The sequence below is a fragment of the Kribbella capetownensis genome, from assembly GCF_004331485.1.
Taxonomy (GTDB): Bacteria; Actinomycetota; Actinomycetes; order Propionibacteriales; family Kribbellaceae; genus Kribbella; species Kribbella capetownensis.
This window is the reverse complement of sequence record NZ_SJKD01000011.1, coordinates 142,411-165,846: the sequence shown is the minus strand read 5'-3', so window position 1 is coordinate 165,846 and position 23,436 is coordinate 142,411. Positions and strand designations below refer to the sequence as shown.

Below are 23,436 nucleotides of genomic sequence, written 5' to 3'. Positions count from 1 at the left end.
AGACCCCGACCAGCCCTCCACCTGGCAAACCAACCCCGACCAGTCGAGGCCCACCCAACAACGCCCGAGCCAGTCCGGCCCGGGGCAGTCCGGCCCGGGGCAGTCCGGCCCGGGGCAGTCCGGCCCGGGGCAGTCCGGCCCGGGGCAGTCCGGCCCGGGGCAGTCCGGCCCGGGGCAGTCCGGCCCGGGGCAGTCCGGCCCGGGGCAGTCCGGCCCGGGGCAGTCCGGCTCCGCGCAGGGTGGTCCCGGCCAGCGTCGTCCCGCACAAGGTGATCCGAGGCAGTCCGATGCTACGCAGTCCGGCTCGGCGCAAGGTGGTCAGGGGCAGGGTGGTCCTGGTCAGCGGGGTCCGGCGCAGTCCGCACCAGGTCAGTCCGGTCCGACTCCCCCCGGCACAGGACAGTCCAGGTCGGGCCAGCCGGGTCCGGCACAATCCGCGCCAGGCCAGGCGGGTCCCGCACGCCCCCGCCCGGGACAGACCGGGCCCACGCCAACCGGTCCCACTTCAACCGGTCCTCGGCAGTCCGGTTCCGCACAGTCCGGTCCCGCACAGGGTGGTCCGGGACAGGCCGGCCCCACGTGGTCCGGTCCCACGCAATCCCGTCCTGCCCAGGGTGGTCCCGCACAGGGTGGTCCGGCCCAGGGTGGTTCCGCGCAGGGTGGTTCGGCGCAGTCCGGTCCGGCGCAGGGTGGTCCTGCTCAGGGTGGTTCGGCGCAGTCCCGTCCGGCGCAGGGTGGTCCCTCGCAGCCTGGGCCTCAGTCTCGTGCTGCGCAGTCCGGTGCGGCTGGCCCCGGCCAGGGTCAGCCGCCGCAGCAAGGGGGACCGTACTCTGAGGGGTCTTACCTGTGGGGCCCGCCGGAGCTCGGTAAACCACAGCAGGAAGGCTCCTCGGCCTGGAGCGCCACGCCGAGCGCCCAGCAAGGCGCTCGCTCCAGCGGCGCCCGTCACGCCGCCACGCCAGGCAGCCAGACCGGACCGATGGGTCAACCCGTCCAGCAGGCACCGACGTGGCAGTACCCGCCCGTCCCGATCCCCCAGCCACCCGGCTCCGGCCGCGGCCACCGCGCGAAGCGCAACTCCCGCACTCTCCTGATCGGCCTGGTCGTCCTCGCCGTACTCGTGGTCGGCTCCGGCATCACCCTGCTCGTCCGCAACGCCGGCGACGACACCCCGCAGGCGACGAACACCCCATCGACGGCAACGTCGGAGTCCCCATCGGAGTCACCGTCCCCGAGCCCGACCCCGACCGAGCAGGTCCCGTCGCGCGACGACCAACTCGTCACCGCGAACAAGCTCTACAAGATCGGCCCGATCGCCACCGCGAGCTGCGCCGAGCCGCCGTTCGCGCCGGTCAACTTCGCCGCCGCGCGGAACTACTACAACCGCTTGCTGCCCTGCCTCAACCGCACCTGGTCGCTGGCGATGAAGAAGGCCGGCATCCGGTTCGTCCCGCCGAAGGCGGTCGTGTACGCCGGCCAGATCCCCAGCCCGTGTGGCATCCAGCGCAGCATCCGGGCGGCGTACTGCGCCACGAACCTGACCATCTACATCCCGTACGCCGTGGACAACAAGAACTTCAAGTCCAACGCCGTCTACTCCCGCGCGCTGCGGCTGAACACGTTCGCGCACGAGTACGGCCACCACGTGCAGTACCTGACCGGCATCCTGGTCGCGTCGATGGCCCGGGCACAGAAGATGAACCCGACCCAGAAGCTGCTCGAGAGCCGGCGTCGTGAGCTCCAGGCGACCTGCCTCGGCGGTGCGTACCTCGGGGCGAACGCCGCGGTCATCCCGATGAACGGTCCGCTGCTGGTGAACTGGAAGTTCCTGATCGCCCACACCGGTGACGACTACTCGCGGCCGCGGGTACACACCCACGGCAACCGGGTGAGCAACTACCAGTGGCTCGTTGCCGGATACAACCGCAAGTCGCCCAACTACTGCAACACCTACACCGCCGCCCCCGCCCGGGTGGGTTAGAACAACCGGCGGCCGGCGGACACCGAACCGCCGAACGCCATCACGAAGTTGCTGAGCGATTCGCCGACGTCGGACAGGTTCCAGTTCTCCGGACCGGAGTACCAGCCGATGCCGGCGTCCGCTTCGGCGTCGTCGTCGGTCGCTGCGATCTCCAGCGCCCACTTCTCGGTCAGCCCGAGGACAGCGGCGTACGGGAGGCACCGGGAGGCGAACTCGAGGCGGTGGCTCTGCGGCAGGTCTGCCGACGTCTCGTTGGCCAGGTACTGCTGCAGGCCCGCCACTCGGCCGAGTACGGCGGCGCCGCGGGCAGTGCGGGCCGGTGCGATCTGTCCGACGAGTGCGAGCGCCAGCCCGGCCAGCATCACCGCGAAGCCGACCAGTCCGAACTTGCTGACGATGGCGAGCACGATGGTCAGTACGACGCCCGCACTCAGCAGCACGAGGCCCGCAGTGGTCCAGCGGTTCCGTACCGCGTCCGGCCGGCTGCTGAACCAGCCCTGAGTGACGACATCGGCGTACAGCTGCTCGCGTACGAGATTCAGCCGCGGCCGCAGCGACGGTCCGAGCGCGGAGACGACCGCTGTGTCGCCGTCGGCGAACACCGCGTCGAGCAGAGCCTTCTCGTACGGCAGCAGCTCCGAACCGCCCTGGTTGAGGCGGTGCAGCTCCCAGTCCAGCTTGCCGAAGTGTGTCTCCCGCGGCAGCTCGACGATGGTGAGGTAGTTGCGGACAGCAAGGTCCAGCAGCGTCGCGGTGATGTCGACGACGTCGGCGGTCTCGTCAACCACCGTGCCGACCTGACCCGGGCGGATCCCGTCCGGTGCGGCGAACTGCGGACCGTCGGAGCCGTCCAGCACAGGCCGCTCCGGCGCGCCGCCGACGACCTTGCCGGCGTCACGCCCGCGGAGGAACCAGAGTGCCACCGCAGCGAGCAGTCCGATGGCCAGCACGATCACTGCGAGGCCGATCGTGCTGGAGTCGGCGGTGAACGCGTGGCCGAGCGTCCAGCGGGTCTTGAACTCCGCGTTCGGCTGCACCGTCGCCTGGTCGCTCAGTCCGGTCAGGAACGTCAGCCGTCCACCGGCCGGTACGCCGTTCTGCTCGATCTGCAAGGCGGCGGACTCGGCCAGCTGCGACGACGTACACGGCATGCTGGAACCGACACGTCCGGCGATGCAGGTCACCCAGGTCGCGAACGGCACGTTGACGGTGACGCTCGCCTTCGGGACCGCCGTACCGAAGCCCTGCAGGATCGGCCAGCTGACCTCACGGCCCTCGGTGGAGTCGGCCACCACGTTGTCCACGGTGTAGCTGTAGACGACCTTGGACTGACCGGACACGTTCACAGTGAGCCGGCGGCCGTCGTCGGTGCTGTCGTTCTGGAAGCCCTGGGCCGGCTGGCCGTTCACCGTCGCCGACACGTCGCTCAGACCGTACGTGCGGTCCCGCTCGGCGTCCGCGCGAACCCGCGTGGCCAGCGTCCGGCTGAACGTGCTGCCAGCGGCGGCCAGGTCGACCGTCTCCTTGACCTGCAGCTTGCCGTCCTTCGTCAGCGTCGCCTCGGCCGAGTACGCGGTGATGCTGTCGTCCGCGGCCTGCGCGGGCAACGTGCTCAGGGCAACGATCGGGACGGCCAGAGACAGCAGCAGGGCGGCCGGCAGGAGGCGGCGCTTCAGTGACATGGGTCGAGGGTAGTCTCGTGCCGGTTCGTCCAGTGCAGGGGCAGGAGGGCAAGATCCGTGAGCAGCCAGTACGGCTACGGCGGTCGTCCACAGGACCGGCCGGTGGGTCCGCCGCCCGGCGTTCTGCCACCTCCACAAGCGGCACCGCAGTTCCAGCAGCAACCGCCGTACCAGGGCCAGTGGGGCCCGCAGCAGCCGTACTACGGCGGCGGTCCGGGCCAGTTCAACGGGTTCCATCCACCGCCGCGCCGGTCCGGTGCACTCCGGCTGATCCTGTTCGGCGTGTTCGTCGTCGTGGTCCTCGGTGTCTCGCTGACCGTGATCAGCATGATCATGTCCGGCGGCAACGGCGACGACAACACGGCTGGCCCCGGTGTGACCGGCCCGTCGATCGTGCCGACCGCCACCACGCACCCGCAGGAGGGCACCGCCGAGGACTTCCTGCTCCACGCCGACATCTACGACACCGGTGCGCTGCCGGAGCAGAGCTGCAAGGCTGCCGACCTCGGTGACGGAAGTCTTGCCGCGCAGAAGGTGTACTACGAGAAGCTGTTCGGCTGCCTGAACGAGGCCTGGCGGCCGATCTTCAAGGAGATCGGGCAGGAGAAGCCGGACCCGGGTCTGGTCGTGTTCGACAAGCCGGTGACCACGCCGTGCGGCCGGTTCGAACCGCTGTCCGGCCGGGTGCTGGCCTTCTACTGCTACGGCAACCAGGTGATGTACACCGACGTCGCGCAGATGAACAAGGCGTTCGGTCCGACCGAGGATCTGGCGTACCTGATGACCATCGCGCACGAGTACGGTCATCACGTTCAAGGCGTCAGCGGCCTGTTCTATGCGCGAGCGGTCTACCTGCAGGACCACCCGGACCAGAAGCTGGAGTCGTCGCGCCGCAACGAGTTGCAGGCGTCCTGCTTCGCCGGTGTGTTCAGCAAGGCGGTCGAGCAGTCGTATCCGCTGACCGGCCGGCTGGACGAGTTCAAGCGCCAGTCCAGCAGCAGTTTCGGCGAGTCGTCGGACACTCCGGAGGACGAGCGGACCCACGGCCTGGCGACCAGTCAGGGCTTCTGGATCCAGAACGGGTTCAACATCGGTGAGAACAAAGCCTGCAACACCTTCGCGGTAGCGGCGGATCTGGTGAAGTGACCGATCGGCTGATCGGGGGCCGCTATTTACTGGGGCAGCCGCTCGGCACGGGGGCATGGGATCGGTCTGGCGTGCCCCACGACCGGCAACTGGACCGCGAGGTCGCGCTGAAGCGTGCGCGACGAGCACTGGCTGGTGCTCGAGTACCTGCCGTCCCGCAGTCTGGACGAGTTGATCGCGGACCGCGGCACACTGCCACCGGACGAGGTCGCACGGATCGGTCTGCAGCTCGCACTGGCGTTGCAGGCGGTGCACGCGGCCGGAGTGATCCACCGCGATCTCAAGCCCGGCAACGTCCTGGTCACGACGGACGGTACGGCGAAGCTGGCCGTCTTCGGGATCTCCCGCCGGCTGTGGGCCGAAGCGACGCTGACCGACAGTAACACCGTCGGTACGCCGGCCCACCTTGCCCCGGAAGTGGCCAACGGCAATGAACCGGCGGCGGCCTCGGACGTCTTCTCGCTCGGCGCCGTGCTCTACACGGCACTCGAAGGGCATACGCCGTTCGGCGCTGTCCACCACCCTCGTTCCGTCGGACGTCGACAGACTGGACGACTGAGCTCGGGAGGGTTCCCAGCAACATGACTTAGCTTCGCGGCACAGCCCGCCAGAAGCAGGAGTCTCCAATGCCCCCGCAGCTCACCGCCATGAACCCGCGCCGAGACAATTCCATCAACACCCCGGTCTAGTTCTGGCAGCCGAAGAGCCTGACGAGCAGATCGTAGGTCTGGGGCGGCGCTGCGTCGGTGGTGTTGATGGACAAGGTGACCTGGCGGGTGGCATCGGCCGAGTGATAGCTCCAGGTGCGGTAGCCGAAGATACCGCCGCTGTGGCCCCAGAGGACCAGTCCGGGCAGGCTCAACCGGCTGATGCCTAAGCCGCCGGTGTGGAAGGCGGCGTCGGTTGGCACGGTCATCTGCATGGCTTGGAATTCAGCTGGGCGAAGCAGTTCGCCGTTCAACAGGGCGGCGTAGAAGTGGTTGAGCTCCGTCGCGGTGGAGACGATCCCGCCGGCGGACCATGCTTGGGAAGTGTTGAGCTCGGTCATGTCTACCAGTTCGCCGTCCGTTGACATGTAGCCGTGGGCATGCGGTTCCGGAAGCGTGGCGTCGTCACCGGGGAGGAAGGTCTGCCGCAGATCGAGAGGGCTGAGGATGCGGTCCTCGAGCTCTGTCGCGTACGGCTTGCTCGTGGCTGCTTCGATGATCAGCGCCAGCAGGATGTAGTTGGTGTTCGAGTACGACCGCCTGGCGCCGGGCTCGAACGAGGGCTCGTGTCCGGTCGCCATGCTGACCGCACGCATTGGCTCCCAGTGCAGGAATCGGTCCCGGACAATCCCGGCGGCCTCCGGCAGGTCGTCTGTGTAGTTATAGAGGCCGGTGGTGTGGTTGAGGAGCTGGCGGAGGGTGATCGCGTCGCCGGCAGGCACGACGCCGGGCAGCCATCGGTCGACCTTGTCTTCCAGGCCCAGCGCGCCCTCGCCTATCAGCTGCAGTACGACGGTCGCGGTGAACGTCTTGGTGACGCTGCCAATGCGGAACGATCCCGTCGGATCGACCGGATCCTGCGTGCCGAGTTCTGCCACCCCGCTCGCGCCGCTCCAGGGACCGTCGGCATCGCGGTACTGCACGAGCACCCCAGCTGCGCCCGCGGCAACCAGTGAGTCGAGGACTTCCTGCAGACGCTGCTCCCGAAGCCGCATGCTCTACTACTACACGAACGCGGACCCTTCGGCACTCGGTTACATGGGATGGCTTGTGGGGGTTGGGGTTTCACGGAGGAGGGGTGGTTGCGGGGTGGGTGTCTGGTGGTTGGTTGGGATGAGGGAATTGTCAACTTTGCGGCGTATTATCCGGCCGTGACGTTGCGACGCGGGGAGCTGGCGGCGCCCGCGCGAACGTTGGTGGGGGTGCTGCAGGACACGGCCGACAAGTACGCCGACGAGCCGGCGCTTGATGACGGCAGCGTGAGCCTGAGCTACCGCGAACTGCTGGCCCAGGTCACCAAGTTCGCCGGACGCCTGACCGCAGCCGGCCTCGGCCCGGGCGATCGCGTCGGCGTACGCATCTCGTCCGGTCACAACGACCTGTACGTCGCCATCCTCGGCACCCTGCAGGCAGGCGCGGCGTACGTCCCGGTCGACGCCGACGACCCGGACGAACGCGCCGAACTGGTCTTCGGTGAGGCCGCCGTGGCCGCGACCGTCGCCGACGATCTCGAGCTGACTCTCCTCCGCCCACAACCAGGCCCCATCCCGGACAACGAGAACGCCGACGGCTACTTCGACTACCCGTACAGCGCTCGGATGGACTCCCCCAGTACGACGGACGCCCGGCCATCGCACCAGGACGGTCCGCGACCGGAGGACGACGCGTGGATCATCTTCACGTCGGGCTCGACCGGCGTACCGAAGGGTGTCGCGGTCACCCACCGATCGGCGGCCGCGTTCGTCGACGCCGAGGCGCGACTGTTCCTCCAGAAGGAGCCGATCGGTCCGGACGACCGCGTACTCGCCGGCCTGTCGGTCGCGTTCGACGCGTCCTGCGAGGAGATGTGGCTGGCCTGGCGGCACGGCGCCTGCCTGGTCCCGGCGCCGCGATCGCTGGTGCGCAGCGGCATGGACCTCGGCCCCTGGCTGGTTGCCCAAGGCATCACTGTCGTCTCGACCGTGCCGACCCTGGCCGCACTCTGGCCGGCCGACGCGCTCGACCAGGTCCGGCTGCTGATCTTCGGCGGTGAAGCTTGTCCGCCCGAGCTCGCGGAGCGGCTCGCGGTCGACGGCCGCGAGGTCTGGAACACCTACGGCCCGACCGAGGCGACCGTGGTCGCGTGTGGCGCACAGCTGACCGGCGAAGGCCCGGTCCGGATCGGTCTCCCCTTGGATGGCTGGGATCTCGCCGTCGTAGATGCCGAAGGCAACGAAGTGGCCGAAGGTGGCATCGGCGAGCTGATCATCGGTGGCGTCGGCCTGGCCCGGTACCTCGACCCGGCCAAGGACGCCGAGAAGTTCGCCCCGATGCCGGCCCTCGGCTGGGATCGCGCGTACCGCAGCGGCGACCTGGTCCGCTATGAACCCGAGGGCCTCCTGTTCCAGGGCCGCGCCGACGAACAGATCAAACTGGGCGGCCGCCGGATCGAGCTCGGCGAGGTCGACGCCGCGCTCCAGGCCCTACCCCAGGTCACCGGCGCGGCAGCCGCGGTCCGTGCAAGCGCGGCCGGTAACCAACTGCTCGTCGGGTACGTCGTACCCGACGACCCCGAGACATTCGATCAAGGCAAAGCGACCGAGCGGCTCCGCGAAGCTCTCCCTGCCGCGCTCGTGCCGCTGCTGGCCATCGTCGACACCCTCCCCACCAGAACGTCGGGCAAGGTCGATCGCAACGCCCTCCCCTGGCCGCTGCCCGGCATGGATTCCGACGGCCCGGCCGCCATGCTCGACGGCACGGCCGGCTGGCTGGCCGAGCGCTGGACGAAGGTCCTCGGCGCCAAGGTCACCGGCCCGGACAACGACTTCTTCCTGCACGGCGGCGGCAGCCTCGCCGCGGCGCAGCTGGTGTCAGCACTGCGCGAGCGCTACCCCGACGTGACCGTCGGCGACATCTACGAGTACCCGCGACTAGGCGCACTGGCCGACCGGCTCGACGAGTCGACCGTCCTGATCACCGGACCGGTCGAGGTCCGCGAGATCAGGCCAACGCCGAAGTCCACGCAGCTGCTCCAGACCGCGCTGACCCTGGTGCTCCAGACAGTCGTCGGCATCCGCTGGCTCGTCTACCTCTTCACACTGAACAACCTGCTCGGCGAGCTGGCCGGTCCACTGCCCTGGCTGCGGACGGTCTCGTGGTGGTGGATCCTGGCCGGCTGGCTGATCCTGATCACCCCGGCCGGGCGGATGGGGATCGCCGTCGTCGGCGCCCGCCTGCTCCTGCGCGGCGTGAAGCCCGGCACCTATCCACGCGGCGGCAACGTCCACGTCCGGCTCTGGGCAGCCGAGAACCTCTCCGACGCGGCCGGCGCGGCCAACCTGGCCGGCGCACCCTGGATCGCGTACTACGCCCGCGCCCTCGGAGCGAAGATCGGCCGCGGCGTCGACCTGCACACACTCCCACCGGTCACCGGCATGCTCACGATGGGCCGCGGCGCGTCGGTCGAGCCTGAGGTGGACCTGTCCGGCTACTGGATCGACGGCGACCAACTCCACGTCGGCACGGTGAGCGTCGGCGCCGAGGCGGTCGTCGGCTCGCGCAGCACACTGCTCCCCGGTGCCGAGATCGGCCGGAACGCCGAGATCGCCGCCGGCTCGGCCGTCTCCGGCAAGGTCCCCCCGAGCGAGCGCTGGTCCGGCTCGCCCGCGACCCGCGTCGGCCGAGCCCGGCACCCCTGGCCGGACCATCGCCCCGCCCGCGCGCCGTGGTGGGTTCTCGCGTACGGCGCTCAGTCCGCGGTCATGTCGTTGATCCCGGTAGCCGCTGCCGCCGCCGCGATCGTCGTACTGGGTCGTGCTCTCCAGGGAACGGACACACTGCAAGCGGCCGCGCTCAAGGCCCTGTCCGCCATCCCGCTGATGACGCTGGTCGGGTTCGTCACGCTGGCCCTGCTGACACTGATCGGCGTACGGCTGCTCGGCATCGGCATCAAGCCCGGCCACTACCCGGTGCGCAGCCGGATCGGATGGCAGGTGTGGGCGACCGAGCGACTGCTCGACTCGGCCCGCACCCTGCTGTTCCCGCTGTACGCGAGCCTGCTGACGCCATGGTGGCTGCGCGCCCTCGGCGCGAAGATCGGCCGGGACGTCGAGGCCTCGACCGTGCTGCTGCTGCCGAAGATGACGACGGTCGGCGAGGGTGCGTTCCTGGCCGACGACACGATGATCGCGTCGTACGAGCTGGGCGGCGGCTGGCTGCACGTGGCCGGCGCGAAGGTCGGCAAACGCGCCTTCCTCGGGAACTCCGGGATGACCGCACCGGGCCGCTCGGTGCCGAAGAACGGCCTGGTCGCGGTCCTGTCGGCGGCGCCGAAGAAGTCCAAGGCGGGTACGTCGTGGCTCGGTTCACCCCCGGTGAAGCTGCGCCGGCAGGCCGTCGAGGGCGACCAGAGCCGCACGTTCAACCCGCCGACGCGGTTGAAGGTCGCCCGGGCGCTGGTCGAGCTGTGCCGGTTCGTGCCGATGATGTGCACGGTGCTGATCGCGCTCGGCGTGCTGTTCGCCCTGCAGGGGATGGATCTGTGGATCGGCCCGTGGGCGACGTTCCTGCTGTCCGGCGCGGTGATCCTCGCCGCCGGCGCGGTCGCGGGCGGGATGGCGACGGTCGCCAAGTGGCTGATCGTCGGCCGGACCCGCGCGATCGAGTACCCGCTGTGGAGCTCGTTCGTCTGGCGCAACGAGGTCGTCGACAGCTTCGTCGAACTCGTCGCGGCGCCCTGGTTCGCCAACGCGGCCGCGGGTACGCCGGTGCTCGCGCTCTGGCTGCGGTCCCTCGGAGCCAAGATCGGCAAGGGCGTCTGGTGCGAGACGTACTGGCTGCCGGAGGCGGATCTGGTCACCCTGGGCGACGGCGCCACGGTGAATCGCGGCTGCGTGCTGCAGACGCACCTTTTTCATGATCGAGTTCTCTCCATGAGCACAGTCACCTTCGGACCAGGCGCCACCCTCGGGCCGCACGGCATCGTCCTGCCGGCCGCCACGGTGGGCGCGGGAGCTACCATCGGTCCGGTGTCTTTGGTGATGCGTGGTGAAGGTGTGCCGGCCGGGACGCGCTGGGCCGGGAACCCGATCGCCCCCTGGCAGGGCTGATGGTTGCCCGCACGACAGGGCAGCCCGGAGCGTCGACCGCAGGCGATCCCTACGTGCCCTCCCACGGCAACGGCGGCTACCACGTGGAGTCGTACGAGCTGGACCTGGACTACAGGGTCAACAGCAATCGGCTGAGCGGCAAGGCGACGATCACCGCGGTCGCCAACCAGGCGCTGTCCCGGTTGACCTTCGACCTGACCGGTCTGCGGGTCACGAAGGTGTCGGTGAACGGCCGTCGCGCCGCCCGCTACACCCACCGCGCCGGCAAGCTGCACGTGACGCCGCCGGCCGCGATCATGGACGGCGCCGAGTTCGTCGTCGACGTCCAGTACGCCGGCAACCCCAAGCCGGAGGACAGCCCGTGGGGTGAACTCGGCTGGGAGGAACTCACCGAGGGCGTGATCGTGGCCAGCCAGCCGAGTGGCGCGGCCACCTGGTTCCCGTGCAACGACCACCCCGGCGACAAGGCCCACTACCGGATCACGGTGACCACCGATTCGCCGTACCAGGTGGTCGCGAACGGCCGGCTCGTGTCGCGCCGGGTCAAGGCGAGCCGCACCACCTGGGTGTTCGACCAGGCCGCGCCGATGGCGACGTACCTGGCGACGGTCCAGATCGGCCGCTATGACGTCCTCGACCTGGCCGCGTCACCGGTGCCGACCCGGGCGGTGCTGCCGGCCGCGCAACTGCGGGACTTCAGGACGGACTTCGGCCGGCAGCAGGAGATGATGAAGCTGTTCTGCCGCCAGTTCGGGCCGTATCCGTTCGAGGGCTACACGGTCGTGGTCACGGACGACGACCTGGAGATTCCGCTGGAGGCACAGGGGATCTCGATCTTCGGCAGCAATCACGTCGACGGCCGGCGTACGTCCGAGCGGCTGGTCGCGCACGAGCTCGCCCACCAGTGGTTCGGCAACAGCCTGACTCCTTCGACCTGGCAGCACATCTGGCTGAATGAGGGCTTCGCCTGTTACGCCGAGTGGCTGTGGTCGGAGGCGGCCGGCGGCCCGACCGCCGACCAGCAGGTGTCCAAGGCATACACGCGGATGCGGGGCCTGTCCGCAGACCTGATGCTGTCGGATCCCGGGCCGGAACTGATGTTCGACGACCGGCTGTACAAGCGCGGTGCGATGACGTTGCATGCCCTGCGCAAGCATCTCGGCGACGACGCGTTCTTCGACCTGCTCCGCACCTGGACCAGGACGCACCGCCACGGCTCAGTGACCACCGACGACTTCATCAGCCTGGCCGCGACCTTCAGTCCCGACGAGACCGCGCTCCAGGAACTGTTCGCCGCCTGGCTGGACAACTACGAACTCCCCCGCCGGCGCTAGCTGAGCGCTAGGCGCGCGCAACCTCTGCCGCGCCCTTCAGGAAGCGTTCGGTGAGCGGCGTCCGGGTCGACCACGCGGCGCCGATCCACCACGACGCGGCGCGCCCGGGAAGCGGAGTCAGCCGGAGCTCCGGTGGGGCGATCCGTTCGGCGGACTGCGGTACGACGGACGGCCCGGCACCGGCAGCCGTGAGAGCGAGCACCGTCTGCAGGTCGGCGGCCTCCTGAAGCACTTGCGGATGGCAACCGAGTTCGGCGTACAGGCCGTTGATCTGGGCGGTCAGGCCCGGACCCCGCGACGGCGTGAGGCGGACCAGCGGACGGTTGTCGAGCCAGCGGCCGACGTCGCGCGGTACGTCCTGGCCGGCCGGGAGGGCCAGGGCGAGCCGATCCCTGCGGAGCCGGAGGCGTTCGAGGCCGGCCGGGACCGGCAGCCGGACGAAGCCGACCTGGAGGCTGCCGGCGAGCAGGCGTTCGCATTGCACCGCTGAAGACATGTCGTCGAGGGAGATCGACACTCCCGGCCAGCGGCTGCGGAACAACGCGACGGCTCGCGGCGCGAGGTCGATCGCGGACAATCCGAACCCGATCGCCAGCGACCCCTCGTCACCCGCAGCGACCTGCACGGCGCGCCGGTCGAAGGCCTCGGATCGCTCGAGCAGTTCGAGTGCGTCGGGTAACAACAACTCCCCGGCCGGGGTCAGCCGGGCGCCGTGCCTACCGCGAGTGAACAGGACGGATCCGACCCTGCGCTCGAGAACCTGGATCTGCTTGGTCAGTGCCGGTTGACTGGTCGCCAACTCGTCGGCCGCGGCCCCGAAGTTCCGCAGCCGCGCCACCGTGACAAAGGTCCGGAGCAGCCGGAGATCCATAACCCCAGGATATGGAATGTCGACCAATCGCTATTGGACGTCATGGATCGATCGGCGTTTCGATGGGCGCATGACCCTCTTCCGCAGCGCCGTCGTCCAGTTCGAGCCGGTCCCGGATCAGCCCGCGGCCAACCTCGCGACCGTCGAGCGGCTGGCTCGCGAGGCGGTCGCCGACGGCGCCCAGCTCGTCGTACTCCCGGAGATGTGCCTGCTCGGGTACTGGCACCTCCGCAACCATTCCGCCGAGCGGCTGCACGAACTGGCCGAGCCCGCCGACGGACCGCTGGTGAGCCGGATCGCTGCCCTGGCTCAGGAGTTGGAGGCCGGCCTCGGCGTCGGCTTCCTGGAAGCTGCCGACGGCAAGCTGTTCAACTCCTACGCCGTCTGCCTCCCCGACGGCGCCGTCCACGTGCACCGGAAGCTGCATGCGTTCGAGCACGAGGAGATCGCGAGCGGGTCGTCGTACACGGTGTTCGACACGCCGTGGGGCTTCCGGGCCGGCGTGCTGATCTGCTGGGACAACAACCTGGTCGAGAACGTCCGGATCACCGCGTTGCTCGGAGCAACTGTCCTGATCGCGCCCCACCAGACCGGCGGGACGAACTCGCGCAGCCCGTATGGGATGAAGCCGATCCCGGTGGAGGTGTGGGAGAACAGGAAGCAGGATCGGGCGGCTGTCGAGGCCGCGTTCAACGGGCCGAGCGGCCGGGAGTGGCTGATGCGCTGGCTGCCGGCGCGGGCGCACGACAATGGTCTGTTCCTGCTGTTCAGCAATGGTGTCGGGCGGGACGACGACGAACTGCGGACCGGCAACGCGATGATCCTGGACCCGTACGGCCGGATCGTTGCCGAGACCCCGGTACCGGACGAGGCCGTGGTCACCGCGGACCTCGATCTGGATCTGGTGCCGTTGGCAACCGGACAGCGCTGGATGCGCGGCCGTCGGCCCGAGCTGTACGGCCTGCTGACCCAGGTGATGGGCAACGAGCTCGATCCGCGGGCAGCCCGGTTCTCGAGCGCGCCGGTCAGTAGATAAGGGCGGTCGCGAACGCCGCGATGCCTTCACCGCGGCCGGTGAACCCAAGGCCGTCTGTGGTTGCCGCGCTCACCGACACCTCCGCATCGCAGCCGGCGGTCAGCACCTTCTCGGCCTCCTCGCGGCGGGGTCCGATGCGAGGCCGGCTGCAGACGATCTGGACCGAGACGTTGCCGATCTCGAACCCCGCGGCTCGAACCCGCCGCGCCGCCTCGGTCAGCAAGGCGATCCCGGACGCGCCGGCCCACTCGGGCTCGGCGGTGCCGAAGTTCGACCCCAGGTCACCCAGCCGGGCCGCACTCAGCAACGCGGTGCAGATCGCATGCGCGGCCGCGTCGCCGTCGGAGTGACCCGCGAGCCCAGCCGTCTCCTCCGGCCAGTGCAGGCCGGCCAGCCACATCGGACGGCCCTCCTCCAGCGGATGTACGTCGATACCGTTCCCGACCCGTGGGATGTTCACCCGAGCCGCCTCTCCGCCAGCAGCGCCTCGGCCAGCAACAGGTCCTGCGGCCTCGTCACCTTGAACGCGTCCTGGGATCCCTCGACCGTCATCACCGGCACCCCGAGCCGCTCACACATCATCGCGTCGTCGGTCGCCCCAACGATGCCGGCGGCATGCGCACGCCGCAGTACGCCGGGCTCGAAGCCCTGTGGAGTCTGTACGGCGACCAAAGTCGAACGGTCGGGCGTGTCGACCACCTCGCCCGTCGCCGACACTCGCTTGATCGTGTCCGTCACCGCAACCGCCGGCACGACAGCCGGCGCGCCGCCACGAACCGCCGCGACCACCCGCTCCACCACTTCGGCCGGGACGAACGCGCGGGCGGCGTCATGGACCAGGATGCAGTCGATGCCCTCGGTCGGCACCACGTCCAGGGCCGCCCGGACCGAGTCGGGGCGTTCCGCGCCGCCCGGGACCACGAGCAGCCGGGCGGCACCGGCGTACGGCTCGAGTTCCTTGGCCACCGACTCCTCGAACCCGGGCGGAACGGCGACCACGAAACAGACGAGGTCGGCGGCGGTCGCTGCCTTCAGTCCACGAACCGCGTGGACCAGCAGCGAATCGCCACCGACCTCTCGAAATGCTTTGTAGTTCTCACCACCGAGTCGCAGTCCCAGTCCGGCCGCCGGGATGATGGCCGCAGTGCTCATGCGACGCGATCTGACCGAAGTCAGGAAGCGAGAACCTCGTCGAGGATGGCTTCCGCCTTGTCCTCATTGGTGTGCTCGGCCAGGGCCAGCTCGGAGACCAGAATCTGACGTGCCTTCGCCAGCATCCGCTTCTCACCGGCGGAGAGACCGCGGTCACGCTCACGGCGCCACAGATCGCGAACGACCTCTGCCACCTTCATCACGTCACCGGAGTGCAGCTTCTCCAGGTTCGCCTTGTAGCGACGCGACCAGTTGGTCGGCTCCTCCGTGTGCGGTGCGCGCAGCACGTCGAAGACGCGCTCCAGGCCAGCCTGATCCACGACGTCACGCACGCCGACGAGATCGAGGTTGCACGCGGGGACCCGGACGACCAGGTCGTTCTGAGCGACGATCCTCAAGACCAGATAGGTCTTGTCCTCACCTTTGATCTGACGGGTCTCGATGTCCTCGATGACGGCCGCTCCGTGATTGGGGTAAACAACCGTCTCGCCGACTGTGAAAGTCATATGTCACGTGCCCCTTTCCGAGATCCATCTTACCACGTGCTGGGTGGTCCGGTTTCGGCGTTTGCGCTGGTCAGAGGCCACTTCGTGCCTTGACAAACGCTGGCGGCCGTGCCTCGTGCGCGCGTGAATGGTTGCCGGGGACACCGTCGCGACACCCCGTGACGGGCATCCCGCCGTCGGGGCCGGAGCAGCCGCGGGCTACGCTTTCCTGCGCCGGAGGCCGCTGCCTGACGGCGTCGAACAGCTTGCAGAAGAGGGATTCCAGTGCCGATCACGTTGTCCTCGCGGTTCGTCCGGCGTACCGCGCTGGCCGGTGCCGCCGCCACTCTCAGTATCGCGCTGGCGGCGTGCGGCGCGAACTTCAACGCCCAGACCGCGAAGCCGTACCAGGCCGCCGAGGGCACCAACGCCGACTCCGGCTCGATCAAGGTTCGCAACATGCTGGTGCTGGCCACCGCGGACGGCAAGGGCGAACTGCACAGCGCGATCGTCAACGACGGCAGCACCGACGACACCCTGGTCAAGATCGAGCAGGCCCCGCCCGGCACGCAGGACGGCCAGGCCGGCGGCGACCAGCCGGGCCAGGTCACGTTCAGCGAGTTCGCACCCATCGACCTGAAGGCCGGTACGTCGACCCTGCTGCCGCCGGCAGCCGGTCCGGAGACGGCGAGCGCGACCCCCACCGAGACGCCGACGGAGACGCCGACGGAGACGCCGTCGGCGGACCCGACCGCGACCCCGACCGAGACGCCGAGCGGCGACTCCAGCAAGGGCATCACCGTCACCGGGGGCAAGCCGGGCCAGATGATCAACGTGGTGATCACGTTCGGCGAGGCCGGCCCGATCACCACCTACATCCCGGTGCTGACCGACGACCACTACTCGCCGACACCGCAGCCGGCCGAGTAGTAGCCCTCAGTCAGTCAGCGGAGGGCGGCCTGCGTCAGCCGGCCGCCTCGGCGGCCTTGGCCAGGTTCGGGATGGTCTTGTCGAGCACCCACGGGACGCTCAGCACGCTGACCGCGCTCATCCCGGAGATGACCTGCTGGTCCTCCATCGCGTACGCGCTGCCACGCTTCACCGCACCCAGCGAGGAGTAGACCGGGTCGGCCAGGAACTTCTGCGCCCCGAGGCCGTCGACGTACGCGACCAGTACGTCGGCGTCCACGTCGGCCACCTTCTCCTTGCTGATGGCCAGCGAGAACTCCTTCTTGGTGTTCGTCTTCTCCAGGGCCTCGACACCCGGCGCGTTCTTGAAGCCCATCTCGTTCAGGATCTGCACCCGCGGGTCGCCCGGCATGTACACGTAGTTCTCGGCGCCGAACGAGCCGACCGTGATGGTCTTGCCCTTGAACTCGGGATGATCGGTCGCGACCTGCTTGATCTTGTCCTGGATGCCGCTGATCAACTTCTCCGCGTCGGTCTTCTTGCCGAGCGCCTCACCGACCAGCAGGGTCTGGTCCTGCCAGGTGGTCTGCCACGGCGCACCCGGGTACGCGACCGTCGGCGCGATCCCGGACAGGGTCTTGTACGTCGCCTCGTCGAAGCCCTCGTACGGCGCCAGGATCACGTCCGGCCCGAGTGCCGCGATCTTCTCGAACGGGTACTTGTCCCCGATGTCGAGCAACTGGGTCTTCGCCGGGTCGAACTTGCCGGCGTCCCAGGCGGTCACGCCGGCCGCGGTCGGGCCGTAGGTCACCTTGGGCATCCCGACCGGCGTCTCACCGAGCGCATAGACGACATCCTGCGCGTTCCAGCCGAGCGTGACGATCCGCTCCGGCTTCTTGGTGATGGTGGTTTCACCGAACGTGTTCTTCAACGTGACCGGGAACCCGGCGGCCGCCGTACTGGCGGAGCCGCCGGCCTGCTCGTCGGCGTCGTTGCCGCACGCGGCCAGCGTGGCGGTCGCGACCACCACGGCGGCAACCGCGCTGACCACCCGGGAACGGGACCAGGACATGGTGACTCTCCTTAGACAGATTGCCTCAACTAAGGAGAGCCTAAGCTAACCCCAAAGGTCGTCGCGACCCGCGGGGCTGTGACTCAGGACTCGAACTTGTAGCCCAGACCACGCACCGTGACCAGGTGTTGCGGGTTCGACGGGTCCTTCTCCAGCTTCGAGCGCAGCCGCTTCACGTGCACGTCCAGGGTCTTGGTGTCGCCGACGTAGTCGGCACCCCAGATCCGGTCGATCAGCTGCCCGCGGGTCAGCACCCGGCCGGTGTTGCGCAGCAGCATCTCGAGCAGCTCGAACTCCTTGAGCGGGAGCCGGATCTCGGTCCCGGACACGGTCACCACGTGCCGCTCGACATCCATCCGGACCGGACCGGCCTCCAGCGTGTCGGGCAACAGCTCGACGTCCTGGCCGCGGCGCAGCACCGCCCGGATCCGGGCCAGCAGCTCGCGCGGACTGTAGGGCTTGGTGACGTAGTCGTCGGCGCCCAACTCCAGGCCGACCACCTTGTCCACCTCGGTGTCCTTGGCGCTGACGATGATCACCGGGACGTTGCCCCGGCTGCGCAGGGCCCGGCACACCTCCGTGCCGGACAGACCCGGCAGCATCAGGTCGAGCAGGACGATGTCCGCACCGGCCCGGTCGTACTCGTCCAGCGCGTCCGGCCCGGTCTCCGCGACGGCGACCTCGAACCCTTCCTTGCGCAGGACGTACGACAACGCGTCGCTGTAGCTCTCTTCGTCTTCGACGACCAGCACTCGGGTCACGAAGCTGCCTCCTTGGTTCTTTCCGACGGGGTGGGCGTCAGATAAAGGGCCGGCTCATCCTGGCTGGAGGAGTCGGTCTGACCCGCCGCGGGTTCGAGCCGCAGCGGGAGTCTCACGGTGAAGGTGGAGCCCTGGCCCTCGACACTCCAGACCCGTACGTCGCCGCCGTGGATGGAGGCGATGTGCTTGACGATCGAGAGGCCGAGACCGGTGCCGCCGGTCTCCCGGCTGCGGGCCCGGTCGACCCGGTAGAAGCGTTCGAAGATCCGCTCCAGGTCGCCGGTCGGAATGCCGACACCCTGGTCGCTGACGGTCACCTCGACCAGGTCCCCGATCGGGTGCGCGGCGACCGCGACCCGGGTGCCGTCCGGGCTGTAGTTGACCGCGTTCTCCACCAAGTTGCCGATGGCAATGGACAGCTGGTCCTCGCTGCCCATCACCTCCAGGTCGGGCTCGGTCTTCACCACGATCTTGATGTCGCGGTCCTCGGCGTCGACCCGGCAGCGGTCCACCGCGGCCTCGATCACGCCGTTGATGTCGACCGGGCCGGGGTTCTCCAGCGGGTCGTCGCCCTGCAACCGGGACAGCTCGATGATCTCCTTGACCAGCCGGCTCAGCCGGGCCGCCTCGACCTGCATCCGGCTGGAGAACCGCTGCACCGCCTCCGGGTCGTCGGAGGCCTCCGAGACCGCCTCGGCGAGCAGGATCAGGGCGCCGATCGGCGTCTTCAGCTCGTGGCTGACGTTGACGGTGAAGTCGCGCCGGATCGCTTCCAGGCGGCGCTCCCGGGTCCGGTCCTCGACCAGGACGAGTACCAACTGGCTGCCGAGCGGGGCCACCCGGGCGCTGACGTACTGCGTCGCACCCAGCCGGCCGCGGACGATCTCCAGGTCCTGCTGCCGGATCTCGCCGTCGCGGCGGACCGCGCGGACCATGGTCAGGATGTCGTCGACCACCAGGCGTTCGCCGCGCACGATGCCGAGCACGTGGGCCGGCGCACTCGCCTGCAGGACCTGGTCCTCCGGGCCCATCACGACGGCGGACGAACGCAGTACCGACAGAACCGTGGCGACGCCGGTCGGAACGATCGGGTCCGGGGACTCCGGGATCTTGCGCTGGGCCCGCTCGCTGAGCATCATCGCACCGAGTGAAAGCAGAGCCAGGGCCGCGCCGATGACGCCGCCCAGCACCGCAGCCAGCGTGGGGTCCACGGCAACGATGCTACGCGGGCAACCAGCAGGGAAAGACCGAATGATCACGGGATGACCGGGACGCGACCTAACTGTTCATCAGGCGTTCACCACTCGTCGCCATCCGGCAACCTCGACGGCATACGGTCACCGGTGGGCGGTACCGGGCCGGCACTGGCCCGCTCCGCACCTCGCGGCAACCGGACACCAGAGATCGGAAACGAACACAATGCGTGACACCTACCACGAGCAGCTCGACGACATCCTCGCCGAGCTGGAACGGATGACCCGCACGGTGTCCACCGCCGTACGCCGCTCGACCTCGGCCCTGCTGGAAGCCGACATCCGGATGGCCGAGGAGGTCATCGCGTCGGACATCCAGCTGGACGCGGCCGGCGAGGGCGTGGAGGAGAAGGTCTTCGAGCTGATGGCGCGGCAGTCGCCGGTCGCCAACGAACTGCGGATGCTGGTCGCCGCGCTGCGGATGGTCGCCGACCTGGAGCGGATGGGCGACCTGGCCGCGCACGTGTCGAAGATCGCCCGGCTGCGCTACCCGTCGCCGGCCATCCCGGACGAGCTGCACGATGTGATCCAGGAGATGGGCACGGTAGCCGGCAAGATGGTCGACGCCGCCGGTGACGTGATCAAGAGCCGCGACGTCGAGGCGGCGAGCCGGCTGGAGTCCACCGACGACCAGATGGACAAGCTGCGCACGAACCAGTTCCGGCTGATGATGGACGACGACTGGCCGCACGGTGTCGAGGTCGCGGTCGACATCGCCCTGCTCGGCCGGTACTACGAGCGCATCTCCGACCACGCGGTCTCGATGGCCCGCCGGGTCGTCTACCTGGTCACCGGGGAGCTCCCGGTCGCCATCGGCGGTACGGCGGCAGGCTCCGGCGCGGGCGCCTCGACCCCGAACCCCAACGGCACCAACTGACGGCCCCGATGGTTGCCGGGGGCTACTTTTGCGTACCTGCAGCGTAGGAGTGGCGTCGCGGACGCATGCCACTCACCAACCACGCGCTGCCGAAGCGGATCCCGCTCAGCTCGGCGGCCGGAGGGTGGCGGATCGCGCACTTGGTGAGTGCCACAGGTCCGGCCGGGCCCGTCGGCGGAAGCAGGGATGTTTGCCACGACCGTCGTGCTGCTGCGCCCCTGGGTGTGCAGGTCGACAGGTAGTGCACCTGCCATACGCCCGACGCGTGGACGCAGTCACGCTCAGGTGCACTACCGGCTACCAGACACCACCTGTCGGCTTGCCCGCCGGCGCGTGACGATCAGGCGGGTGTTTCCGATAGCTTGCTCGGCATGGACGAATCTGTGACCGAGCGGCTGGTCAACGCCGACGTGTCAGCGATGGACGGCGCCGAGATGCTCGCGCACGTCGACGCGGTGCAGCAGCAGCTGAGAAGCCTCCAGGAGAGCAAGCTCGCACTCCTGGAGGACAATCCTCAGCTCGTGGCCCAGAGTCCCGAGCTGCAGGTCCTGCTCGAGCAGCTGCGGGCCGAAGTCAGCGGCCCTGGTTCTTGACGGCTTCGATGGCTTCCTTGGCGGCCACCGGGTCGAGGTACTCGCCGCCCGGGGTGATCGGCTGGAAGTCCTCGTCCAGTTCGTAGTACAGCGGGATGCCGGTCGGGATGTTCAGGCCGACGACGGTCTTCTCGTCCAGCTTGTCCAGGTGCTTGACCAGGGCGCGCAGCGAGTTGCCATGGGCGGCGACCAGGACGGTCTTGCCGGCCCGCAGGTCCGGCACGATCGCGTCGTACCAGTAGGGCAGCATCCGCTCGACGACGTCCTTCAGGCACTCGGTCGCGGGCATGATGTCGGACGGGAGCCCGGCGTACCGCGGGTCGCCGGCCTGGTCGTACTCCGAGCCGCGCTCGATCGGCGGCGGCGGGGTGTCGTAGGAACGGCGGAACAGCATGAACTGCTCCTCGCCGAGCTCCTCCAGCGTCTGCTTCTTGTCCTTGCCCTGCAGGCCGCCGTAGTGCCGCTCGTTCAGCCGCCAGGACCGGCGTACGTCGATCCACTGACGGTCGGCGACCTCGAGGGCGATGGTCGCGGTCCGGATCGCCCGGCGCAGCACCGAGGTGTGCAGTACGTCGGGCAGCAGGTCGCGGTCACGCAGCAACTCGCCACCGCGCTGCGCCTCCTCGACGCCCTGGGCGTTCAGGTCGACGTCGACCCAGCCGGTGAAGAGGTTCTTGGCGTTCCAGTCGCTGTGGCCGTGGCGGAGCAGGATGAGGCGATAGGTCATGCGGCTCAGCCTACTTGGGCTCCAGCCAGCCTTTGAAAGCGTCCAGGTTGCGGGTGGATTCGCCGCGGGAGACGCGCCACTCGTACTCCTTGCGGATCGAGGACGCGAAGCCGAGTTCGAGGATCGTGTTGAACGACGAGTCGGCGTACTCGAGCACCGCACCGAGCAGCCGGTCCACCTCGGTCGGGGTGATCGCGTGCAGCGGGACCTTACCGTCCAGGTGGATGTCACCCAGGTGGTCGACCGCGAACGCGACGCCGTACATCTTCAGGTTCCGCTCCAGCAGCCAGCGATAGACCGCCTCGTGGTTCTCGTCCGGGTGCCGGGCCACGAAGGCGTGCACCTGCAGCGCCTGCGCTCCGACGATCAGCGAGACGGTGGTCTTCAGCTTCCGCTCGCCCGGCAGGTCGGCGCTGAACTCCCCCGGACTGGTCTCGGTGAACTCGAGCTCGTTCTCCGTCAGCACCTGGCGGATCACGTCCGCCGCCGAAACTCTCACCCAGCCACCTCCGCGGCCAGCTCGGCCGCCATCGTCTCCGTGGCCGTCCGATACGCGGCCAGCGTCTTCTTGGCGGTCAGTTCCCAGCCGAAGGCCTGCGCATGCTTGACCGCCGCCCGGCTCATCGTCTCGCGGGTGTGCGGATCCGTCGCGATCCGGGCCAGCGCGTCGGCGAACTCACCGACTCCATGGCCGCGCACCAGCAACCCCGTCTGCCGGTCGACGACCGCGGTCGTCAGGCCGCCGACAGCCGCCGCGACAACCGGCGTACCGCAGGCCTGTGCCTCCAGCGCGACCAGCCCGAAGGACTCCGAGTACGACGGAACGCAGACGACCGATGCGGCTCGGTACCACTGCGCCAGGCCGGGCCGCTCCATCGGCTTCACGAACCGGGTCACATCATCGACGCCGAGCGCCCGGGCCAGCTCGGCGTGCGACTCCGGGTGCTCCATCCCGTTGCCGGACGGGCCGCCGATGATCGCGACGACCAGCCGGCTGCGCAGCGACGGGTCCTGCTCGAGCATCCGCGCGGCGGCCCGGATCAGCAGATCGGGGGCCTTCAGCGGCTGGATCCGGCCGACGAACGTCAGTACGACGGCGTCCTCGGGTACGCCGACCGCCCGCCGGGCCGCGGCCTGGTCGCCAGGGCTGAACATGTCCAGATCCACGCCAGGGTTGACCACACCGACCTTCGCGGGCTGAGCGCCGTACAAGGTGATCAGCTCGTTGGCTTCGTCGTCGGTGTTGGCCAGCAGCCGGTCCGCGGCCTCGACCACCTGCTCCTCGCCGAGCAGCCGCGCCGGTGGCTCGGGTACGTCGTCCTCCGCGAGGCTCGCGTTCTTCACCTTCGCCATGGTGTGCATGGTGTGGACGAGCGGCACGGCCCAGCGGTCGCGGGCGAGCAGCCCGACCTGGCCGGAGAGCCAGTAGTGCGAGTGGATCACGTCGTACCAGCCGGGCTCGTGGATCGCCTCGGCCCGCAGTACGGCCCGCGCGAACGTGCACAGCTGGGCGGGGAGCTCGTTCTTGCTCAGGCCCTCGTACGGCCCGGCGGCGACGTTGCGGACCATCACGCCCGGCATCAGCTCGACCCTGGCGGGCAGCGCCGACGAGGTCGCCCGGGTGAAGACGTCGACCTCGATCCCCAGCCCGGCCAGCCGTTTGGACAACTCCACCACGTAGACGTTCATCCCGCCGGCATCACCGGTACCCGGCTGATCCAACGGCGACGTGTGCAGGCTGATCATCGCAACCCGCCGAACGG

General features: G+C 69.2%; 22 protein-coding genes. 9 read left to right on the top strand and 13 right to left on the bottom strand.

The annotated features are described in order from the left end of the window. Positions 1-505: 505 nt before the first annotated feature. Complete coding sequence (locus E0H75_RS45145) at positions 506-949, bottom strand: pentapeptide repeat-containing protein (protein ID WP_420323314.1); 444 nt, start codon at positions 947-949, stop codon at positions 506-508. Between the two features lie 30 nt (positions 950-979). On the opposite strand from E0H75_RS45145, the gene E0H75_RS37315 reads away from it, so the two are divergent. Then, positions 980-1,981, top strand: coding sequence for a neutral zinc metallopeptidase (locus E0H75_RS37315; RefSeq protein WP_131518434.1), 1,002 nt, complete (start codon positions 980-982; stop codon positions 1,979-1,981). Here E0H75_RS37315 and E0H75_RS37310 read toward each other — a convergent pair. Further along, positions 1,978-3,663: a DUF2207 domain-containing protein gene (locus E0H75_RS37310; protein ID WP_131518433.1), complete on the bottom strand. Its 1,686-nt coding sequence runs from the start codon at positions 3,661-3,663 to the stop codon at positions 1,978-1,980. The two genes, E0H75_RS37315 and E0H75_RS37310, sit on opposite strands and share 4 nt — an antisense overlap. A gap of 57 nt (positions 3,664-3,720) precedes the next feature. Between E0H75_RS37310 and E0H75_RS37305 the strand changes: the two genes are divergently transcribed. Together E0H75_RS37305 and E0H75_RS37300 are read left to right on the top strand one after the other, a co-directional pair. Then, a complete protein-coding gene (locus tag E0H75_RS37305; RefSeq protein WP_131518432.1) occupies positions 3,721-4,809 on the top strand; it encodes a neutral zinc metallopeptidase in 1,089 nt (362 codons plus the stop codon). Positions 4,810-4,923: 114 nt separating this feature from the next. Then, positions 4,924-5,394, top strand: coding sequence for a serine/threonine-protein kinase (locus E0H75_RS37300; protein ID WP_131518431.1), 471 nt, complete (start codon positions 4,924-4,926; stop codon positions 5,392-5,394). Between the two features lie 100 nt (positions 5,395-5,494). Here E0H75_RS37300 and E0H75_RS37295 read toward each other — a convergent pair whose 3' ends face one another. Continuing rightward, positions 5,495-6,511 (bottom strand): serine hydrolase domain-containing protein, encoded by a 1,017-nt coding sequence (locus tag E0H75_RS37295; RefSeq protein WP_131518430.1) that lies wholly within the window; start codon positions 6,509-6,511, stop codon positions 5,495-5,497. A 156-nt stretch (positions 6,512-6,667) separates the two neighbouring features. Between E0H75_RS37295 and E0H75_RS37290 the strand changes: the two genes are divergently transcribed. Next, entirely contained in the window at positions 6,668-10,603 is a 3,936-nt protein-coding gene (locus E0H75_RS37290) for a Pls/PosA family non-ribosomal peptide synthetase (RefSeq protein ID WP_202873368.1), read from the top strand. Next, positions 10,603-11,937, top strand: a complete 1,335-nt coding sequence (locus E0H75_RS37285; RefSeq protein ID WP_131518428.1) for a M1 family metallopeptidase — start codon at positions 10,603-10,605, stop codon at positions 11,935-11,937. Before E0H75_RS37290 ends, E0H75_RS37285 begins: the two co-directional genes overlap by 1 nt. 7 nt (positions 11,938-11,944) lie before the next feature. Here E0H75_RS37285 and E0H75_RS37280 read toward each other — a convergent pair whose 3' ends face one another. Continuing rightward, positions 11,945-12,808: a LysR family transcriptional regulator gene (locus E0H75_RS37280; protein WP_131518427.1), complete on the bottom strand. Its 864-nt coding sequence runs from the start codon at positions 12,806-12,808 to the stop codon at positions 11,945-11,947. Positions 12,809-12,824: 16 nt separating this feature from the next. Here E0H75_RS37280 and E0H75_RS37275 point away from each other — a divergent pair, with 16 nt between their 5' ends. Next, a complete protein-coding gene (locus E0H75_RS37275) occupies positions 12,825-13,844 on the top strand; it encodes a nitrilase family protein (protein WP_420323313.1) in 1,020 nt (339 codons plus the stop codon). Here E0H75_RS37275 and ispF read toward each other — a convergent pair. The 3 genes from ispF to E0H75_RS37260 are packed head-to-tail and all read right to left on the bottom strand — an operon-like array spanning position 13,834 to position 15,502. Beyond that, on the bottom strand, positions 13,834-14,244 hold the full coding sequence (gene ispF / locus E0H75_RS37270) for a 2-C-methyl-D-erythritol 2,4-cyclodiphosphate synthase (RefSeq protein WP_238163519.1): 411 nt from the start codon (positions 14,242-14,244) through the stop codon (positions 13,834-13,836). The genes E0H75_RS37275 and ispF overlap by 11 nt on opposite strands. A gap of 56 nt (positions 14,245-14,300) precedes the next feature. Then, the gene (gene ispD / locus E0H75_RS37265; protein ID WP_131518424.1) at positions 14,301-14,996 is read right to left on the bottom strand and encodes a 2-C-methyl-D-erythritol 4-phosphate cytidylyltransferase; all 696 of its coding nucleotides are present in this window, start codon (positions 14,994-14,996) and stop codon (positions 14,301-14,303) included. Positions 14,997-15,016: 20 nt separating this feature from the next. After that, complete coding sequence (locus E0H75_RS37260; protein ID WP_012918679.1) at positions 15,017-15,502, bottom strand: CarD family transcriptional regulator; 486 nt, start codon at positions 15,500-15,502, stop codon at positions 15,017-15,019. A gap of 264 nt (positions 15,503-15,766) precedes the next feature. On the opposite strand from E0H75_RS37260, the gene E0H75_RS44745 reads away from it, so the two are divergent. Continuing rightward, entirely contained in the window at positions 15,767-16,411 is a 645-nt protein-coding gene (locus tag E0H75_RS44745; RefSeq protein ID WP_165554317.1) for a hypothetical protein, read from the top strand. 34 nt (positions 16,412-16,445) lie between these two features. Here the strand turns inward: E0H75_RS44745 and E0H75_RS37250 are convergent, their stop codons facing one another. The 3 genes from E0H75_RS37250 to E0H75_RS37240 form a co-directional block, all read right to left on the bottom strand. Further along, a complete protein-coding gene (locus tag E0H75_RS37250; protein WP_131518423.1) occupies positions 16,446-17,462 on the bottom strand; it encodes an iron-siderophore ABC transporter substrate-binding protein in 1,017 nt (338 codons plus the stop codon). Positions 17,463-17,545: 83 nt separating this feature from the next. After that, on the bottom strand, positions 17,546-18,223 hold the full coding sequence (locus tag E0H75_RS37245; RefSeq protein WP_131353111.1) for a response regulator transcription factor: 678 nt from the start codon (positions 18,221-18,223) through the stop codon (positions 17,546-17,548). Then, positions 18,220-19,434, bottom strand: coding sequence for a sensor histidine kinase (locus E0H75_RS37240; protein WP_131518422.1), 1,215 nt, complete (start codon positions 19,432-19,434; stop codon positions 18,220-18,222). Before E0H75_RS37240 ends, E0H75_RS37245 begins: the two co-directional genes overlap by 4 nt. Positions 19,435-19,642: 208 nt before the next feature. Here E0H75_RS37240 and phoU point away from each other — a divergent pair, with 208 nt between their 5' ends. Both phoU and E0H75_RS37230 read left to right on the top strand, forming a co-directional pair. Continuing rightward, complete coding sequence (gene phoU / locus E0H75_RS37235; protein WP_131518421.1) at positions 19,643-20,353, top strand: phosphate signaling complex protein PhoU; 711 nt, start codon at positions 19,643-19,645, stop codon at positions 20,351-20,353. Between the two features lie 371 nt (positions 20,354-20,724). Next, complete coding sequence (locus tag E0H75_RS37230) at positions 20,725-20,946, top strand: hypothetical protein (protein WP_131518420.1); 222 nt, start codon at positions 20,725-20,727, stop codon at positions 20,944-20,946. Here the strand turns inward: E0H75_RS37230 and E0H75_RS37225 are convergent. Genes E0H75_RS37225 through mshA form a run of 3 tightly spaced genes read right to left on the bottom strand, consistent with a single transcriptional unit; the run spans position 20,927 to position 23,419 of the window. Further along, complete coding sequence (locus E0H75_RS37225) at positions 20,927-21,673, bottom strand: phosphoglyceromutase (RefSeq protein ID WP_131518419.1); 747 nt, start codon at positions 21,671-21,673, stop codon at positions 20,927-20,929. The genes E0H75_RS37230 and E0H75_RS37225 overlap by 20 nt on opposite strands. A gap of 10 nt (positions 21,674-21,683) precedes the next feature. Further along, positions 21,684-22,172: a type III secretion system chaperone family protein gene (locus tag E0H75_RS37220; protein ID WP_131518418.1), complete on the bottom strand. Its 489-nt coding sequence runs from the start codon at positions 22,170-22,172 to the stop codon at positions 21,684-21,686. After that, complete coding sequence (gene mshA / locus E0H75_RS37215) at positions 22,169-23,419, bottom strand: D-inositol-3-phosphate glycosyltransferase (RefSeq protein ID WP_131518526.1); 1,251 nt, start codon at positions 23,417-23,419, stop codon at positions 22,169-22,171. The genes E0H75_RS37220 and mshA overlap by 4 nt, the downstream gene beginning before the upstream one ends. Between the last annotated feature and the right edge of the window lie 17 nt (positions 23,420-23,436).